This is a genomic window from Mesorhizobium sp. BE184 (genome assembly GCF_031457045.1).
Classification (GTDB): domain Bacteria; phylum Pseudomonadota; class Alphaproteobacteria; order Rhizobiales; family Rhizobiaceae; genus Mesorhizobium.
Genome location: NZ_JAVDVU010000003.1, coordinates 224,507 through 243,020, shown reverse-complemented (window position 1 = coordinate 243,020; position 18,514 = coordinate 224,507). Strand labels below are relative to the sequence as shown.

Sequence of the window (18,514 nt, the reverse complement as noted above, 5' to 3'; positions counted from 1 at the left end):
CGCGGGTCACCCCTGGAACGGGGTCCTTGTTCCAAGCCGAAACACAGTGAAGCGAATGGAGCAATGCTGCCCACTACTCAGCCGCCGCGCGATTTATGGATGTCAAAAGATCGCCGAACCGTTCACCTTGTACGGCAACATGTGCATAGGCTCGAGATGCAGAGAGATTGCCATCACCGTTGAGCAACGCGTCGATAATGGCCTCATGCTCACCGAGCGACGTCTTCATGCGATTGCGAACCCGCAATTGCAGGCGTCGGAAAGGCGCCAACCGTCGGTGCAGCGCCATTGCCTGGTCGGCGATGAACGCATTGCCCCCGGCGATGTAGATCGCACGATGAAACCGTTCATTCTCGTAATAATATGCGTCCGTATCGCCAGCGTCGGCAGCGCGCCGACAGGCTTCGAGCGTCGTCTTCAGCTCGGCCTCGTCCGAAACCAGCATCCGGCGTGCGGCGGAGCGGGCGCAGATCGCTTCGAACTCGGCCATCAATTCGAACATTTCAAGCAATTGTTTTGGATCGGGGGCGCTGACCACCGCACCGCGATGACGACGATGCTCGATCAGGCCGGCGATCGACAACTGCTGCAAAGCTTCACGGATCGGCGTTCGAGACACACCAAAGCGTGCAGCAAGTGAGGCCTCATCGAGACGCTCCCCGGGTTGCAGGGCGCCGGTGGCGATTTCCTCTTCGATTTGGGCCTTCAGGCGATTCGACTGATTGATCTTCATTCAACGACAATGGCTTGTTTGCGCGCTTCTCGCAAGTAACGTTGAGCAATACAGCACAAATTGCATACAATCCAATTGACAATGCGTACAGAAGGCTCTCAACTGCCGTCTTGTCGGCTGGAGGGCCGAAACCCAGGGAGGAAATATTGCGACACTTCATTCAAGCGCTTTGCCTATCCACGGCGATGATCGTCGGCGGTTTTGCAGCTACGGACGCTTCAGCAACGACCATTCTCAAGGCTTCGCATCAGTTTCCGGGGGGCAAGGGCGATATCCGCGACGAAATGGTGCAGATCATTGCCCGAGAGGTCGCGGCCGCGAATGTCGATCTGGAAATTCAGGTGTTCCCCGGATCGTCGCTTTACAAGCCGAACGACCAATGGAACGCGGTCACGCGCGGACTGCTCGACATGACATCCTTCCCGCTGGACTACGCCTCCGGGCGGCATCCGGAATTCTCCGCGACGCTGATGCCGGGTCTCGTTGGCAACGCCGACCGCGCCCTGCGGCTTAATGATTCCGATTTCATGAAGGACATCAAGAAGATCGTCGACGACGCCGGCGCGATGGTGATCGCCGATGCCTGGCTTTCCGGCGCATTCGCATCCAAAAAGGGCTGCATTACTTCGCCCGATACGATCAAGGGCCAGGTGATCCGCGCGGCTGGTCCGGCCTTCGAGGAGATGCTGGTCGCAGCGGGCGCATCGATTTCCTCGATGCCTTCATCCGAAATCTACACTGGAATGCAGACCGGCGTTCTCGATGCGGCGAACACCTCGTCGGCGAGTTTCGTCTCCTACCGGCTGTTCGAGCAGGCCAAGTGCCTGACGGCTCCCGGCGAAAACGCGCTCTGGTTCATGTACGAACCGGTGCTGGTTTCGAAGAAGGTCTTCGAAGGGCTGACCGGGGAGCAGCAAAAGGCGATCCTTGCGGCGGCCGACAAGGCCGAGGCCTTTTTCAATGAGGAAGTGCGCAAGGGCGACCAGATGATGATCGACGCCTACAAGAAGGCGGGCGTCGAAGTCGTCGAGATGTCGAAGGCCGATTATGATGCCTGGCTCGAAATCGCCAAGCAGTCCTCCTACAAGAAGTTCGCCGAGAAGGTCCCGGGCGGCGACAAGCTGATCGAGAAGGCTCTTGCCGTGCAATGAGCGCACCAGGGACGGCGGCGGCGCCAAGATCCGCCGTCACCCGGTCTCATCTGCGAGGACGTCTGGATGATGAACATATATATCAAGGCGGTCGGCGCCCTGTCGCGCGCGCTCGCGGTCCTCTCAACGCTCCTGATCGTCGCCGCGATGCTCGTGGTGTGCCAGATGATCCTGATGCGCTATATATTCCGTCTTCCGACGATCTGGCAGACGGATTTCGTCATCTTCTCCGCGACCGCCGCGATGTTTCTCGGGGCGCCTTACGTGCTGTTGAAGGGCGGCCATGTCGGCGTGGACGTGGTCGAAATGCTGGTCGGAGACCGGGCCCGGCTGCGCCTCAAGCTCCTCGGCAGCGTGCTGGGCCTCGCGTTCTGCGCGATCATGCTCGCGGCGACCTGGGTGCAGTTCCATGATGCATGGGCTGGGAACTGGAAGCATTCCAGCGTCTGGGCTCCGCCGCTCTGGGTGCCGTTGGTAGCCCTGCCGATCGGCTTTGCCGCGCTTTGCCTCCAATATGTCGCTCAGATCCTGGTTCTCGTGACGACCGGCGTGGTGCCGGATGAAAGTCATGCACCGGTTGCCGAAATCCCCGTGATCGACAGTCCCGATCCGAGAACCCTTCTCAAGGAGGCCAAGCGATGAGCCCGACACTCGCCGGACTGATGATCATCGCCAGTCTTTTCGTGCTTCTTGGAACAGGCATGCCGATTGCCTTTGCGCTGGGCCTCGCGGCTTTCGGCGCACTCTACCTGCAGAGTGGGGCGGCGATCTTCTACGTACTCGGCGACACCGTGTTCTCGGGCATCGCTAATCTGGCCTACGTGTCGATCCCGATGTTCGTGCTGATGGGTGCAGCGGTCGCGTCCTCGCCTGCGGGATCGGACCTCTACACCGCGCTCGACCGCTGGCTGAACCGTGTTCCTGGCGGGCTTGTTCTGTCCAATATCGGCGCCTGCGCCATCTTTTCCGGCATGACCGGATCATCGCCGGCGACATGCGCTGCGATCGGCAAGATGGGCATCCCGGAGATGCTGAAACGTGGATATCCAACGACTGTCGCCACCGGCTCGATCGCCGCGGGCGGCACCCTCGGCATTCTCATCCCGCCGTCCGTCACGCTGATCGTCTACGGCATTGCGACGGAAACCTCGATCGGACGCCTGTTCATGGCCGGCGTTGTTCCCGGTATCATGCTGACGATCATGTTCATGATCTGGGCGGTGATCGACTGCAGGCGCAAGGGCTTTGAGCTAGACGCCCGTGCGGTCCGTTACACGCTGCGGGAGAAGCTCTCCGCTTTGCCACGCGTGCTGCCGTTCCTGCTCATCATCGCCGGCACGCTCTATGTCCTTTACGGCGGCATCGCCACCCCTTCGGAGGCGGCCGGTGCGGGCGCGTTCCTCACGCTGGCCGTGGTGGTTATCGCCTACCGTCTGTTCCGGGCGCGACCGATCGCCAAAATCTTTGGCTCAGCCATGCGCGAGAGCGTCATGATCATGATGATCATGGCCGCCGCCGAACTCTTCGCCTTCGCACTGTCATCGCTGTTCATCACTCAGACGGTTGCCGGCGCGATTGGTGGCATGGATGTGAACCCGTGGGTCCTGATGCTGGTCATCAACGTGTTCCTGTTGATCTGCGGCATGTTCCTGCCGCCGGTCGCCGTCATTGTGATGACGGCGCCGATGCTGTTTCCAATCGTCACACAAGCCGGCTTCGACCCATACTGGTTCGCGATCATCCTGACGATCAACATGGAAGTCGGACTGATCACGCCGCCCATCGGCCTCAATCTCTTTGTCATCAACGCCATCGCCCCGACAATACCGACGAAGGACATTCTGTGGGGGGCGCTGCCCTATGTGCTGGTCATGTTCCTGGCAATCCTCATTCTATGCATCTTCCCCGACATCGCCACCTGGCTGCCCAACCAGATGCTGGGGGACGTCCAATGAATACGACCTCCTTCTTCGGCGACATGCTGCTGACGATTGCCGATCGGGGCAGGCGATTTCTGTCGTTCGGCCCTGCGCGCGAGACTCGCGGCAATCCGCTCGGCTCTATCGAGGTCCAATGCGAGGCGCTGCTGACCAGCCGTGGCGAGGCGTCTGGCATGGCGCTGGCCAAGGACATTCTCGACCGGTGGCAGGCTTTCGACACGGACAAGCAGCGTGACTTCATGCGCATGCTAGTCGCGCGGTTCGGGCCGAGGAGCGAGCGTCTGGAAGCTGCGATCGATGCTTACCGCGCAAGCCGGAGCCCGAAGGCGCTGCTCGAACTGCATCACGCCGCCGAGCCTCGTCGCCAGGAGCTGATCCGACGGCTGAACCTCGCGCCGAACGGCATCGCCACGCTGGTCAGAATGCGCGAGGTGCTGCTGGGGCTGAAGGCGAAGGACCCGGACCTCGCCGCGGTCGATGCGGATTTCGCCCATCTCTTCGGCTCGTGGTTCAACCGCGGTTTCCTGGTGCTGCGGCCGATCAGCTGGTCGACGCCAGCCGATATCCTTGAAAAGATCATTCGCTACGAAGCGGTGCACCACATTGGCGGCTGGGACGAATTGCGCAGACGCCTCGCCCCGGAGGACCGCCGCTGCTTCGCCTTTTTTCACCCGCAACTCATCGACGAACCGCTGATCTTCGTCGAGGTGGCGTTGACCCGCGACATACCCGCGGGCATCGGCGACCTGCTGAGCGAGGATCGCGCGCCGATCCGCGCGACCGAGGCGACGACGGCGGTTTTCTATTCTATCTCCAACTGCCAGGAAGGTCTTCGCGGCATCTCCTTCGGCAACTTTCTCATCAAGCAAGTCGTTGAGGACCTGCGACGGGAATTGCCCGGGCTCGATACCTTCGTGACGCTCTCGCCGGTGTCCGGCTTTGCCGAATGGCTTGAACGCGAGCGGCGGACGGAGGCATCCGATGCACTGTCGCAGGCCGACAATGCCGCTCTGGCAAGGTTGAACGAGCCTGGGTGGGCGGACAACCACGAAGCCGTCGCGGCGATACAGCCGGTGATCACAGCCGCCGCCGCCCGGTATTTTCTGAGGGCGAGGCTGACCGACGGTCGTCTGCCGGACCCTGTCGCCCGGTTCCATCTCGGCAACGGGGCCCGCCTGGAGCGCATCAATTTTCTGGGCGACCGCTCGACACGGGCCATGAAGCAGGCTCATGGACTCATGGTGAACTACCTCTACAAACTCGATGACATCGAGGTCAATCACGAGGCCTTCGCCGATAAGGGCGAGGTGGTTACCACCGCGGCGATCCGGCGCATGGTTCCGCCGGCGAAAACGTCACGCAGCCTATCCCTTCCTGCGAAGGCCTCGGCCGATCCGCAAGGCGACGCGCCGGCAAAGACGAAAGGTGCTACGGAGTTTACAGCATGAGCAATCATCTTTTCGACGCGATCCGCGCGGCGGCGGTCGCCGATGCATCTTTCATTGAAACGCCCGCGGGCAGGACATGGACCTATGCAGACATGCTGGCTGTCTCCGGCCAGTTTGCGGCGGCGCTCAAAACGCTGGGCGTGCGACCGGGAGACCGCGTTGCCGTCCAGGTCGAGAAGAGCCCCGAGGCACTGATGCTCTATCTCGCCTGCATTCGTGCCGGAGCGATCTACCTGCCGCTGAACACTGCCTACACGCTTGCCGAGCTCGACTATTTCATCGGCGATGCCGAGCCGCGGCTGGTGGTCGTCGCGCCGGAGGCGCGGGCTGGCATCCTGTCCGTCGCCGGCCGTTACGGCGCCCATGTCGAGACCCTAAGCGAGGCCGGAGACGGCTCGCTGCGCGAACTGGCCCGGAATGAGAATGCCGACTTTGTCGATGCCGATCGCGGTCCTGACGATCTGGCGGCCATCCTTTATACATCGGGGACCACGGGACGCTCCAAGGGTGCGATGCTGACCCATGATAACCTGCTGTCCAACGCCTTGACGCTGCGGGATCATTGGCGCTTCACCGGCGCGGATCGTCTTATCCACGCGCTTCCGATATTCCATACGCATGGACTGTTCGTGGCTTCGAACGTCGTCCTGCTCTCCGGAGCGTCGATGTATTTTCTCCCCAGGTTCGATGCGGATGAAGCCCTGCGCCTGATGAAGTCGGCGACGGCGATGATGGGCGTGCCGACCTTCTACGTGCGTCTTCTTCAGAATCCCGGGCTCACCCGGGAGACCGCCTCTGGCATGCGTCTCTTCATCTCGGGTTCCGCGCCTCTGCTTGCCGAAACGCACCGAGCCTTCGCGGAGAAGACCGGACACGCCATCCTCGAGCGCTACGGCATGACCGAAACCAACATGAACACGTCCAATCCTTATGCCGGCGACCGCGTTGCCGGCACTGTCGGCTTCCCTTTGCCCGGCGTCTTGCTGCGGGTGGTCGACCCGGACAGCGGCGATCAACTCCCCGACGGCGAGACCGGCATGATCGAGGTGCGCGGACCGAACGTGTTCAAGGGCTATTGGCGCATGCCCGAAAAGACCAGGAGCGAGTTCCGCGAAGACGGCTTCTTCATCACAGGTGATCTCGGCAAGATCGATGAGCGCGGCTACGTCCACATTGTCGGCCGCGGCAAGGACCTCGTCATTTCCGGCGGTTATAACATTTATCCGAAGGAAGTGGAGAACGAGATCGACCAGATGCCGGGAGTTGTCGAAAGCGCCGTCATCGGGGTGCCACATCCCGACTTCGGCGAAGGCGTCACCGCGCTCGTTGTATGTAAACCCGGCGCAACGCTGGATGAGAGGACCGTTCTCGAAGGGCTGAAGGATCGGCTTGCCCGCTACAAGCAACCCAAGCGTGTGATCTTGGTCGATGAACTGCCGAGAAACACGATGGGCAAGGTGCAGAAAAATGTCCTGCGCGAAAGCTACGCCACCCTTTATAACGCGGTAAATGCCTGAAAATACCGAGGCGGGCCCTGCAATTGAAAGATGAGGCTGACCGCAGATCGCATATATAGGCGCCGTCGCGTTGTTCCCCCTGGCGAGATACCAGCGCAGCAGCCTGTTCATCGAGCCTGCTTCGTCGATCTTCACCGACCGGCCCTAGTGGTTTATCCGTTCAGAGCCGGATCAATTGTGTACAAGCAAGCCCCTGACAGCGGTTACTCGCCGCCACTTGCCTGATCGGTTGCGGTCTGAGGCAATGGATCGGCTCTGCGGTTTGTAGACAGTTTCCGGTATCTTGATGGCGTCATGTTGTGATGGCGCAAGAACACCCGGTTGAAATTCGACAGATTGCGATAGCCCGCCTCAAAGCAGATGTCCGTTATCGGCAGATCCGTTTCGGCCAGCAACTGGCTGGCCTTCCAGATGCGCAGCTTGTTGACGTGGTCGGTGAAGCTGTGACCGCTGTTCTTTTTGAAGAAGCGCGAGAACGCGCTGTCGCTCATGCCTGCCATTTTCGCCATGTCAGGCAACCGGATATCTTCCGAAAGATTGGCGAAGATATGCGCGAAGACCTTTTGCAAGGCTTCCAGCGAACCATACCTCAGGTCCGGTATATAGGCTTCCGACGACAGGACATCATAGTCCTCGGTCCCTCGCATCAACGACAGCAGCGACAGGAAGGTAGAAAGCCGCAACGGGCCCGTCTGAAACTCCATGTCGAGTATCAGCGCTTCCGCCTCAGCGCGCGCCTGGCCTTTCAAGGCCAGTCCTCGCTGAGCATGGGTCAGGAACTCGCGAAACCCAGCCAGTTCCGGCAGGAAGACCGATGCCTGCTCAAGCTTGGCTGGCAAAAACTGGATGACGATGTCGCGTCCGGGGATACGCTCATCCGGTCCGAGAGGCGTGACCCAGTCGTGTGGCAGATTGCTGCCGATGATCGAAATATGGCCCGGGCCGAACGCGCCGACATGATCACCGGCAAGCAAGATACCACTGGCATTGGCGATATAGTGGATTTCTACCTCCGGGTGGAAATTCCAGACGTTGCGCTCCCACGGATAGTCGTCCCGGCGCCATAGAAACGTCTCGTCGGCGCCGGTCAGAACATATTCAAATCGCGCAGCGGTCGGCGAAATCACGGACAAGGCGGGCGCTCTCCCGTATTGGTTAACGGCATGATGCCGCGCCACCGATCGACAATTTATTGTGCAATGCACACAAAATTCATGCGCAAACGCGGCCTCTCACGCATAATAGTATCAGTATGATGCAACGCCCGCGCTTGTGTCTACGCTTTATTTCCACAAATCTTAGGGACCGCTCGGCGTCTCGGAGGAGAATTAAGAGCCGCCTGGCCGGACCAATTCTTGCGATCAGATGGAGGAGAACAGTGAACAGTTTCGTCAAAGCCGCGGGCGCCGGCTTCATCGCGCTTGGCCTATTGAACTCGACCGCGCTTGCCCAGGATTCCTGGTGGAAGACGGCCGCGCAGCCGCTTCAGGGCGCCACCATCCGCGGCATTTCGGAATCGACGCCCGCGTCGAAATATGTCGAGCAGGTCCTCGGCCCGAAGTTCACGGCAGAGACCGGCATCAAGGTCGAGTTCGAGGCCACGTCCTGGGACCAGATGTACGACAAGGCGATCAAGGACATGGAAGCCAACACCGGCATCTATGACTTCGTCTATATCGAACAGGATATCGTCTACACCTATCTCGCCCGCAACTTCCTGGTCGATATCACGAAGTCGCTGGCCGACAATCCGAAGATCGCTTCGCCGGACTTCAAGCCGGACAATTTCACCACCTTCTTGAACTACTTCAAGGATCCGAAATCGGGCGACGTCATGGGCGTCCCGATGGAAGCATTCATCAAGCCATACCTCTACCGCAAGGATCTGTTTGACGATCCGGCGATCCAGAAGGCGTACAAGGATGCCACCGGCGCGGATTTGAAGCCGGCGACGACCCATGAGGAATACACCCAGATCGCCAAGTTCTTCACCGAATACGGCAAGGACAAGGAACTGTGGGGTTCGACCGTCCAGGCGGCATCGAGCCATCCGGCCTCCTTCTACGAGTTCTTTGAATCGATCGCTCCGACCTTCGGCGTCTACAATTGGGGCATTGACGGCACGACCTTCGCCGCCTCGGTTGCCAATGGCGGCCAGATGAACTCCGATGCAGCCAAGAAGGCATTGAACTACTGGGTCGGCCTGCTGCAATACGCGCCGCCGGAATCGACCTCATCGACATGGGACGAAGTGGCCGGTTCGTTTGCCGCCGGCCGCGCAGCCCAAGGCCTGGTCTATGGCGAGAACGCGGCCTGGATCGCAACCGACGCCAACAAGTCGACCGTCGTCGGCAAGGTCGGCGTGGCGCTGCCTCCGGTCGAGCCGGGCGTGATGGAAGCAGCCGAGGCCGGCAAGGGATATATCGGCTACTACGATGGCGGCGCGTTCGGCATCCCGCACTCGTCCAAGAACAAGGACGCAGCACTGCTGTTCCTGCAGTATATCGGGCAGCCTTCGGTGCAGACCGACTGGGCGCTGGCCGGTTCGCGCATCGTCATGAACTCGACCTACGACGATCCCAAGATCGTCGAGCAGGACAAGGCGATGAACGGCTACTATTCGCTGATGCGTGAAGACGGCAAGCTCTTTGCCGGTGCACCGCCCTACCCGTTCCACGCTCAGGTCCTGCAGGTCGCAGCACCCTTCATCTACAAGGCGATCGTCGGCGAGATCAAGCCGGACGAGGCACTCGACCAGGCCGCCGCCGCTGCCGAAGCCGAACTTCAAAAGCTCGGCTACCGCAAGTAAAGACCGCACCTCCCGGCGGTTGGCGGTCGCCTCCAGCGAGGCGGCCGCCCCTCTCACCGATCGCGGCCAGCAGCCCGCGAATTTCACTGGTCCGCGACGACGCCTCAGAACGACCTGCAAGAACGACCTGACGGAGCGCCCCATGAGACAATCCAATGTTGGATGGCTGTTTCTCGCACCAGCCTCGCTGATCCTGTTCGTGGTCGGGTTCGTTCCCTTCCTCTACATTCTCTATGTCGGTTTCTTCGACTGGAATACCAACGCCGTCGATCCAGGTTTGCGCTGGGCCGGTCTGCAGAACTATCGCAGCCTGGTTTTCGACCCGACGTTCCTGAACTCCCTGACGCGCACGCTGGTCTTCGCATTCATCGTCGTCGTCAGTGAGCTGTTATTGGGCTACGTGCTCGCCCGTGCACTGATGGCTGACCGGCTGCCCGGCCGGCAGTTCTTCCGCACCATCCACACGCTGCCGATCGTTGTCGCGCCGATCGCCGTCGGCGCCACCTGGCGGCTGCTTTGCGTCCCAGGCCTCGGCATCCTTCCACACTACATGAAGCTTTGGTTCGGGATCGACTACAACATCTCGACCAACGCCTATCACGCATTCGGCACGGCAATCCTGATGGACATCTGGCACTGGACCCCGTTCGTCACCTTGTCTTTGATGGCCGGCTTGACGGCCCTGCCGAAGGAGCCGCTCGAGCAGGCGCAGATCGACGGCGGCAACAAGCTGCAGATCTTCTGGTACGTCATCGTGCCGATGCTGAAGCCGGTCTTGCTGACCACGGTCTTCATACGCCTGATGGATGCGCTGCGCTCGGTCGACGAAATCTGGATGCTGACCAAGGGCGGCCCCGCCGAGGCGACGCGCTTCATCGGCCTGCATATCTGGATCAACGTCTTTCCCAAGACCGACTACGGCTATGGCGCGGCCATGTCGCTTTTGACGCTTTACGTAACGATCGTGCTGAGTTGGCTGCTGTTCGTCGCCATGACGGGCCGCAAGGGAGGCGCACAATGAGACGGCTCGGGTTAGGTTCAACGCTGCTATGGATCGGCCTCAGCATTCTGACGCTGCTTCCGGTCTGGTGGATGCTGGTCGTCTCCATGCGTCCGCGCGTAAAACTCTATTCGAAGTCGTTCGTCATCGACGATTTCTACTGGGACAATTTCCGCGCGGTTCTCGGCAACTCCACCTTCCTGCACTACCTGTGGAACTCAATGATCGTCGCGACATCGAACGCCGCGCTGGTCTGTACGCTCGGCCTGCTCGCCGCCTTCGGACTGTCGCGTTACAAGATCGCCGGCGGCGACAATGTCTTCTTCTGGCTGATCACCAACCGCATGGCTCCGCCCGCGGTGTTCCTGCTGCCGCTCTTTTTGCTGTTCACCAAATGGTTCGTCTTCGGCGACTTCATGCTGTTCGACACCAAGATCGGCCTGATCCTGCTCTACTGCGTCTTCAATCTGCCCTTTGCCATCTGGCTGCTGAAGGGAATGCTCGACGGCATTCCGCCCGAGCTTGACGAGGCAGCACGCGTGGATGGTGCGACGACGAGCCAGATCCTGTTCCAGCTGATCCTGCCGCTGGCGCGGCCGGGCCTGGCCGTGACGTTTATCCTGACCTGGATATTCGCGTGGAACGAATATCTGTTCGCGGCCACCCTGACGTCATCATCCTCGGCCCGCACGGTGACCACCGCGCTGGCGGAATATGTCTCGGTCACCGGAACGAACTGGGGCGAAATGGCCGCGATGGCGTTCCTGACAACGCTCCCGGCTCTGATCGTACTGGGCTTTGTCCAGAAGCACATTGTCACCGGCCTGACATTCGGCGCCTTGAAAGGATAAGATGATGGCTGGCGTTCAACCGCAAAAGCCCGAACGCGATGGCTTCCTGCCGATCAGGACCAACGGATTCGACCGCGGCTTCATCTCCGTCGTCATCCTGATCCTGGTGCATCTCCTGTGGATGCGTTTCGTCGAAGGCGTGTTGCCCCTGTGGGTCGCGACAATCCTTTGTCTCGCGCTGGCCGCGTTCATTATCCGCAAGGGCTGAAGACATGAGATCGCTCGTTCTCGAACGCAAAGGCGAACTGACCATTCGCGACCTCGACCCGAAGGAGACGCTGGGGCCGAGCGATGTGCGGATCGCCATCAAGACGGTCGGCGTCTGTGGATCCGACGTCCACTACTACACCCACGGAGCGATTGGACCGTTCGTCGTGCGTGAGCCGATGATCCTGGGGCATGAAGCCGCGGGCGTCATCGAAGAGGTCGGCAGCGCGGTCCAGAACCTGAAGGTTGGCGACCGGGTCTGCATGGAGCCTGGCATTCCCGACCCACAAAGCCGGGCATCGCGGCTTGGTCTCTACAATCTCGATCCCGCTGTCCGCTTCTGGGCGACCCCGCCGATCCATGGCGTGCTGCGGCCAAGCGTCATTCACCCGGCAGCCTTCACCTTCAAGCTGCCGGACAATGTCTCCTATGCCGCCGGCGCCATGGTCGAGCCGCTGGCCGTCGGTTTTCAGGCGATCTCCAAGGCAAGGCTGACGCCGGGTGCGATCGCGCTGGTTACCGGGGCTGGACCGATCGGCATGGTGACCGCGATAGCGGCGCTGTCGGCCGGTTGCGCCAAGGTGATCGTGACCGATGTCGTCGATGACAAGCTGGCCGTGGCGCGCAAGCTCGGCCCAGCCATCTCGACCGTCAATGTCCGGTCGCAGGATCTTAAGTCGGTCATCGCCCGCGAGACCGACGGATGGGGCGTCGATGTCGTCCTGGAATGCTCGGGCGCCGCGGAGGTCATCGCCGACACGGTCAATCACGCATCGCCGGGTGGCGCCATCGTCTTCGTCGGCATGCCATTGAAGCCGGTGCCGCTCGACATCGTCGTCGCGCAGACCAAGGAACTGCGCCTCGAGAACGTGTTCCGCTACGCCCATGTCTACCCGCGCATCGTCGCGCTGCTGGGCTCGAACCAGATCAACGTGGATGCACTGATTACCGACACCTACGCCTTCGAGGATTCGGTCGCAGCGTTCGACTACGCCGTGCGGCCCAAGCCGTCCTCCGTGAAAATCCAGATCGAGCTCGGGAGGTAGCATGTACCTGCGGAAATTCGATTTGAGCGGAAGGGTCGCAGTTGTCACCGGCGCCGGCCGCAACATCGGCTATGCGTGCGCCGACGCACTGTCGGAAGCCGGCGCTCATGTCGTGCTGACCGACCTCGACGAGAAGCTCGGCCAGGCGGCGGTTTCGAACCTCGCCGCGATGGGCCGCAAGGTCGAATTTCGTCGTCTCGACGTCACTGACCCCGACGAAACCGGCCAGGTGGCGGCCAGCATCGCAGCCAGGCTGGGTCGCGTCGATATCCTGGTCGCCAATGCCGGCATTTCTTCGCACAGCCCGGCCGAGGAGATGTCGGATGCGGACTGGCTGAAGGTCACAAACGTCAACCTCAACGGCGTGTTCTGGAGCAATCGCGCCTTCGCCAACCTGATGCTGAAGGCGGGCAAGGGCTCGATCGTCAATATCGGCTCGATGTCCGGCATCATCGCCAACCGGCCGCAGCCGCAAGCGAGCTACAATGCCTCGAAGGGTGCCGTCCACATGCTGACGAAATCGCTCGCGGCCGAATGGGCCGAGCGGGGCGTGCGCGTTAACGCGGTTGCGCCCACCTATATCGCGACCGACATGACGAAGAACGCCGCCGACAAGACCGGATGGGACAAGGACTGGTTGGACATGACGCCGATGAAGCGCATGGGCGAGGTCGAAGAAATTGCCTCTGTCGTCCTGTTCCTGGCCTCCGATGCCGCCAGCCTTATGACCGGCAGCATCGTCGTTGCGGATGCCGGATACACATCGTGGTGAAGTTGAACGTCCAACCCGTGCCGACTGCACGGCGGATACACCGTCACAGCTGACTGAGGATTGAACCATGGCCACAATCGAACTCGACCAGGTCGATAAGCACTACGGCTCCTATCATGCACTGCGCAACATCTCGTTCGAAATAGCCGACGGTGAATTTCTCGTCCTGGTCGGTCCTTCCGGTTGCGGCAAGTCCACGCTTTTGCGATCGCTCGCCGGCCTCGAGGAGATTAGCAGCGGTACGATCAAACTGGGCGGCAATCGGGTCGACAATATCGCCGCCAGGGATCGTGACGTGGCGATGGTGTTCCAGAACTATGCGCTTTATCCGCACATGACCGTGCGGGAGAACATGGCCTTCGCGCTGAAGCTGCGCGGCGAGACCCTGACGTCTCGCAACGCCAAGGTCGACAAGGCTGCCGAGATGCTGCGGCTGACGGCCTATCTCGACCGATATCCGAAGGCGCTCTCCGGCGGCCAGCGGCAGCGCGTCGCGATGGGGCGGGCGATGGTTCGCAGTCCCAAGGCGTTCTTTTTCGACGAGCCGCTGTCGAACCTGGACGCGGCGTTGCGCGTCGACATGCGTTCGGAGATCAAAGCTCTCCACCAGCGCCTCGGCGCTACGTCCGTCTATGTCACGCACGACCAGATCGAAGCCATGACGATGGCGGATCGCATCGTCGTGCTGCGCGACGGCAAGGTGGAGCAGATCGGTGCGCCACTGGAGCTCTACGACAAACCTGCAAACACCTTTGTCGCCGGCTTCATCGGATCGCCGGCGATGAACATGCTACCGGCCGCCATCGATGTCTCGCTCAAGACAGCACGACTGGCCGACGGATTGGCCCTGCCGCTTCCATCAGGAACGCGGGCCAAGAGCGGCCAGGAGGTGATTTACGGGATTCGTCCCGACCAGTGGAGCCTGTCGAAGGGCGATACGGGCGTGCCGGCGATCGTCGAGTTGATCGAGCCAACCGGGGCCGAAATCCTCGTGGCTGCCCAACTGGCGGGCAAGCGGGTCTTGTGCGCCTTTCGCGAGCGCCACGCAATAAAGCCGGGCGACCAGATTCGACTCGAGGTCGATCCGGTCGCGGCTCACGTGTTCGACAGGCAAACCGGCCAACGGATTGCACCCTGAGCAACCGGCATCGGAAGGATCAACTTGTGTCCGATTTTACAGGAAAAACGGTCATCGTAACCGGCGCCGGCAAGGGCATCGGCCGCGCTTGCGTCGAACTTCTGACCCATCGTGGAGCAAGAATAGTCGCCTTGTCCCGTTCGCAGGGCGACCTGGATGACCTGGCGGCAAAATTCGGCGCAGCCACAATATCTGTCGATCTTGCTGACAATGCAGCAGCACGAGCCGCCATGACGAAGGCAGGGTTGGCAGACGCGCTGATCAATTGCGCGGGAACCAACGTGCTCGAAAGCGTTCTAGAGATGACGGAAGAGGGCTATGAGCAGGTGCTGGGCATCAATTTGCGCGCCGCGCTGATCTGTGCCCAGGAGTTCGCGCGGGCTCGCCTTACAATCGGCGGCGGCGGCGCGATCGTCAATGTGACATCGATTGCCGGCCATCGCGGTTTCGTGGATCACGTGGCCTATGCCGCCTCAAAAGCGGGGCTGGAGGGTGCGACACGCGTCATGGCCAAGGAACTCGGTGCCTACGGGATCCGGGTCAATGCCGTGGCGCCCACCGTTACCATGACCGAGCTTGCCGCCCAGGCATGGTCCGAGCCTTCCAAGCGTGACCCGATGATTGTGCGCCACCCGATGGCGCGCTTCGCAGCGGTCGACGATGTCGCGCGGTCGATTTCACTGCTCCTTTCCGAGGATGCGCCGATGATCAATGGGGCGGTCCTGCCCGTTGACGGTGGCTTCCTTGCTGTCTGAAAAATCAAAAGGCGAGACAAGATGATGACCAAACCACTTGAAGGAAAGATCGCCGCGGTAACCGGCGCAGCGTCCGGCATCGGGCTGGCGACGACCCGGGCCCTGGTCGACGCCGGTGCGAAGGTTGTCATGGTGGACTACAACAGCGAGGCGCTGGACAAGCTTTCCGCCGAGATCGGACCCGCTGTGGTCGCACAGGTCACCGATCTTCTCGACGCCGCAAGTTGTGCTGCCATGGTCCCGGAAATTCTGGCGAAGGTCGATCACATCGACATCTTTCACTGCAATGCCGGGTCCTACATCGGCGGCGATCTTGTCGACACCGATACGGCGACAATCGATCGGATGCTCAATCTCAATGTGAATGCCGTCATGAAGAATGTCCGCGACATTGTTCCCCATATGATCGAGCGTGGGACCGGGGACATTTTGGTCACATGTTCGGTCGCCGGCCACGCTCCAATCCATTGGGAGCCGGTTTATTCAAGCTCCAAATGGGCGATCACCAGCTTCGTCCAGATCATGCGCCGGCAGCTGAACAAACATGGCATCAGGGTCAGCCAGGTCTCCCCCGGCCCGGTCGTATCCGCGCTTCTGGCCGACTGGCCTGCCGAAAACCTCGCCAAGGCAAAAGCCAATGGCAGCCTGATCGATCCTTCAGAGGTCTCCGACGCCATCATCTTCATGCTGACCCGCCCGCGAAACGTCACGATCCGGGACATGATCGTTCTGCCGACAAACTTCGACGTGTAGGTAGGATGGCCGCCCCAACGCGGACGTTCTACTTTCCATCCTGACAGGACCTCCCGCCCGGCTGGTAGCAAAAGGATACACGCCGGCAGAGTTGGGGCCGGGAGCGGACTGTCCGCTACATCGGCGCAGACAGCGACGAAACCCGCGTCCATCGACCGCACCGAGGCAGCTATCCTCGCCCGACTTTCACCTCCATGGGCTCCCGGGCGTTGGTCGAGAACTGGAACGACGTTGCCGGACCGATTTCACCACGTCCGGTTGTGGCCGTGATTCGCAACACGCTGCCGTTCCACACCCGCCCATTCTGACCTGCATCAATAGTTGCAAGGGTTACGTTCCGCAAAACGTCTGCAGCACGCGCTCTTCGTGAGCGGGCGGCTGCGCATATTCCTCCACCTCGGGCTGCTCGTCGAACGGCCGGGCCAAGACGGTGAGCAAGCTCCGGAACGGACCAAAATTGCCCTCGGACGCACCAGCGATGGCCGCTTCGACGCGGTGATTGCGCGCTATAAATTTTGGGTTGACGGCGCGCATCCGTACGGCGCGGTCAGCTGCTTTTTCCGGGTCGTGTGCCAGCCGTTGGCGCCAGCGCGTCGCCCAGTCGTCAAAGGCCGTGGGGTCGATAAAGTGGTTGCGTACTGGCCCGGGACCATCTGTCTCATGGGCGAGATCGCGAAATGTAAGGGTGAAATCGGCACCGTTGTGCGCCATCAGTTCGAGCAGTTCGGCGGCAAGGTCAAGGTCGCCCGGCTCTTCGGAAAACAGTCCGATCTTGTGCCGGACGCCTTCATGAAACGCTGCCTCGTAGCGCGCCTGGAAGGATCCGATCGCGGCTTTTGCGTTCTCGAAGCCTTCGTCGCCTCCACTTGCGCCATGGCTCAGGATCGGCAGCAGCGCTTCGGCCAGCCGTGCCAGGTTCCAAACTGTGATGCGGGGCTGGTTGACATAGGCGTAGCGGCCCTGACGGTCGATGGAACTGAAAACAGTGGCCGGATGATAGGCATCCATGAACGCGCATGGACCATAATCGATCGTCTCCCCGGAAATCGCCACGTTATCGGTGTTGAGAACGCCATGGATGAAGCCGACCAGCATCCACTGTGCGACGAGCTTCGCCTGTGCCGCGACCACGGCGTCGAGGAGACCGACATAGGGATTCGGTGTATCCGCCAGATGCGGGTAGTGCCGCGCGATTGCATAGTCGGCCAATGCCCTGAGGCCGGAGATGTCGTCCCGCGCGGCAAGGAACTGAAATGTGCCGATGCGGATATGGCTGGCTGCAACGCGTCCTATGAGCGCGCCCGGTAGCTTGGTTTCGCGATAGACCTCATCACCAGTGGCGATCAGCGACAGGGTTCGCGTGGTGGGAATCCCGAGTGAGTACATCGCCTCGCTGACGATGTACTCGCGCATCATCGGGCCAAGCGCTGCGCGTCCGTCCCCATTGCGTGAGAATCGGGTTGGACCGGACCCCTTCAACTGAAGGTCGCGCAGGCGGCCGTTTGCATCGAGCAATTCTCCCACCAGGAGGGCGCGACCGTCTCCAAGCTGCGGCACGAAATTACCGAATTGGTGGCCTGCATAAGCCTGCGCGATCGGACGTACGCCAGCGGGAAAGCGATTGCCTGCCAGCAGTTCGATACCGTCGAAAGTGCGTAGCCAGTCCGCGTCGAGACCGAGTTCGGCCGCGAGCTTTTCGTTCAACTCAAGGAGGCGGGGCGCTGACACCGGAGAGGGGTCAGTGCGCGCATAAAGCCGCTCCGGGAGGTCAGAGGCATAACTGTGCTGGAACCGGGCGCTGCGCATGACATCCTGGGGCTGGTTCGCGATACCACCTACATAGGCATGCCGCAGGCCGGTGGCCAGCAACTCCTGTTAAGGTCCAGCGGCTGCGGGCGGTCCTTTGACCGATAGCCCTGATCGCGTGCGATTGCCGGCCGAAGCGGGAGATCAGGCGCGTTAGGCGTCGGCCTCCTGGAAAGCGGAGAGCTTCCACTCGCCGCCGTTCTTCCGCACGAAGGTCCAAAGCTCTACTGTCTCGGTCGGCTCTATACACGACTTCAGGGAAAATTGGCCGCCACCGGCCACCTGCTTTCAACAGGCTGACAGCTTCATCGACAGCCCATCGTCATGGCCGGCATCCGCAATAGCCATGCAGCCCCTGCCCGCCAGAAGGAAGCGATCCTGCCCGAGGACCTCCTGGAAATTTCATAGTAGATCGACACCTCTCAAGGCATTCCAGTGGTGTTTGATTGTTGCCTGCTAGACCCTAGTTCCAACTTGGCTACCGTAAGGTGTCCCTACGTTCTTCCGCTGTCGCGTCATCGATCCGACAGAGGAGCTCCGCTCCTTCGAAAAGAAGCAAGGCACAAACTATTGAAAGGAAATGAAAAT

At 61.0% G+C, this 18,514-nt stretch carries 17 protein-coding genes; 14 read left to right on the top strand and 3 right to left on the bottom strand.

The genetic code is table 11. The features are described from left to right. Window positions 1–73 precede the first annotated feature (73 nt). On the bottom strand, window positions 74–733 hold the full coding sequence (locus J2X35_RS14825; RefSeq protein ID WP_310186872.1) for a GntR family transcriptional regulator: 660 nt from the start codon (window positions 731–733) through the stop codon (window positions 74–76). A gap of 185 nt (window positions 734–918) precedes the next feature. Between J2X35_RS14825 and dctP the strand changes: the two genes are divergently transcribed. From dctP to J2X35_RS14800, 5 genes are all read left to right on the top strand, one after another. Further along, window positions 919–1,884 carry a TRAP transporter substrate-binding protein DctP gene (dctP, locus tag J2X35_RS14820; protein WP_310188692.1) on the top strand — a complete coding sequence of 322 codons (966 nt, stop codon included), beginning with the start codon at window positions 919–921 and terminating at the stop codon, window positions 1,882–1,884. 66 nt (window positions 1,885–1,950) lie between these two features. Then, window positions 1,951–2,526 carry a TRAP transporter small permease gene (locus tag J2X35_RS14815; RefSeq protein WP_310186870.1) on the top strand — a complete coding sequence of 192 codons (576 nt, stop codon included), beginning with the start codon at window positions 1,951–1,953 and terminating at the stop codon, window positions 2,524–2,526. Next, the gene (locus J2X35_RS14810; RefSeq protein ID WP_310186868.1) at window positions 2,523–3,839 is read left to right on the top strand and encodes a TRAP transporter large permease; all 1,317 of its coding nucleotides are present in this window, start codon (window positions 2,523–2,525) and stop codon (window positions 3,837–3,839) included. The genes J2X35_RS14815 and J2X35_RS14810 overlap by 4 nt, the downstream gene beginning before the upstream one ends. Continuing rightward, window positions 3,836–5,272: a malonyl-CoA decarboxylase gene (locus J2X35_RS14805; protein ID WP_310186866.1), complete on the top strand. Its 1,437-nt coding sequence runs from the start codon at window positions 3,836–3,838 to the stop codon at window positions 5,270–5,272. The genes J2X35_RS14810 and J2X35_RS14805 overlap by 4 nt, the downstream gene beginning before the upstream one ends. Next, the gene (locus tag J2X35_RS14800) at window positions 5,269–6,789 is read left to right on the top strand and encodes a malonyl-CoA synthase (RefSeq protein WP_310186864.1); all 1,521 of its coding nucleotides are present in this window, start codon (window positions 5,269–5,271) and stop codon (window positions 6,787–6,789) included. Before J2X35_RS14805 ends, J2X35_RS14800 begins: the two co-directional genes overlap by 4 nt. 203 nt (window positions 6,790–6,992) lie before the next feature. Here J2X35_RS14800 and J2X35_RS14795 read toward each other — a convergent pair whose 3' ends face one another. Next, a complete protein-coding gene (locus tag J2X35_RS14795; protein ID WP_310186862.1) occupies window positions 6,993–7,922 on the bottom strand; it encodes an AraC family transcriptional regulator in 930 nt (309 codons plus the stop codon). 245 nt (window positions 7,923–8,167) lie between these two features. On the opposite strand from J2X35_RS14795, the gene J2X35_RS14790 reads away from it, so the two are divergent. From J2X35_RS14790 to J2X35_RS14750, 9 genes are all read left to right on the top strand, one after another. Continuing rightward, on the top strand, window positions 8,168–9,598 hold the full coding sequence (locus J2X35_RS14790) for an extracellular solute-binding protein (RefSeq protein WP_056112178.1): 1,431 nt from the start codon (window positions 8,168–8,170) through the stop codon (window positions 9,596–9,598). Window positions 9,599–9,740: 142 nt separating this feature from the next. Continuing rightward, window positions 9,741–10,619, top strand: coding sequence for a carbohydrate ABC transporter permease (locus J2X35_RS14785; protein ID WP_056112180.1), 879 nt, complete (start codon window positions 9,741–9,743; stop codon window positions 10,617–10,619). Continuing rightward, window positions 10,616–11,449 (top strand): carbohydrate ABC transporter permease, encoded by an 834-nt coding sequence (locus tag J2X35_RS14780; RefSeq protein WP_056112183.1) that lies wholly within the window; start codon window positions 10,616–10,618, stop codon window positions 11,447–11,449. Before J2X35_RS14785 ends, J2X35_RS14780 begins: the two co-directional genes overlap by 4 nt. Window positions 11,450–11,453: 4 nt before the next feature. Continuing rightward, window positions 11,454–11,657: a DUF2160 family membrane protein gene (locus J2X35_RS14775; protein WP_405023228.1), complete on the top strand. Its 204-nt coding sequence runs from the start codon at window positions 11,454–11,456 to the stop codon at window positions 11,655–11,657. Between the two features lie 4 nt (window positions 11,658–11,661). Further along, on the top strand, window positions 11,662–12,702 hold the full coding sequence (locus tag J2X35_RS14770) for an NAD(P)-dependent alcohol dehydrogenase (protein ID WP_310186860.1): 1,041 nt from the start codon (window positions 11,662–11,664) through the stop codon (window positions 12,700–12,702). A 1-nt stretch (window position 12,703) separates the two neighbouring features. Continuing rightward, on the top strand, window positions 12,704–13,474 hold the full coding sequence (locus J2X35_RS14765) for an SDR family oxidoreductase (RefSeq protein WP_310186858.1): 771 nt from the start codon (window positions 12,704–12,706) through the stop codon (window positions 13,472–13,474). A 67-nt stretch (window positions 13,475–13,541) separates the two neighbouring features. Further along, window positions 13,542–14,612 (top strand): sn-glycerol-3-phosphate ABC transporter ATP-binding protein UgpC, encoded by a 1,071-nt coding sequence (locus tag J2X35_RS14760; RefSeq protein WP_310186856.1) that lies wholly within the window; start codon window positions 13,542–13,544, stop codon window positions 14,610–14,612. Window positions 14,613–14,638: 26 nt separating this feature from the next. Next, window positions 14,639–15,367: an SDR family oxidoreductase gene (locus J2X35_RS14755; RefSeq protein ID WP_310186855.1), complete on the top strand. Its 729-nt coding sequence runs from the start codon at window positions 14,639–14,641 to the stop codon at window positions 15,365–15,367. A gap of 24 nt (window positions 15,368–15,391) precedes the next feature. Further along, window positions 15,392–16,120 carry an SDR family oxidoreductase gene (locus J2X35_RS14750; protein WP_310188690.1) on the top strand — a complete coding sequence of 243 codons (729 nt, stop codon included), beginning with the start codon at window positions 15,392–15,394 and terminating at the stop codon, window positions 16,118–16,120. 330 nt (window positions 16,121–16,450) lie between these two features. Here J2X35_RS14750 and J2X35_RS14745 read toward each other — a convergent pair whose 3' ends face one another. Continuing rightward, complete coding sequence (locus J2X35_RS14745; RefSeq protein WP_310188687.1) at window positions 16,451–17,926, bottom strand: protein adenylyltransferase SelO family protein; 1,476 nt, start codon at window positions 17,924–17,926, stop codon at window positions 16,451–16,453. Window positions 17,927–18,514 lie beyond the last annotated feature (588 nt).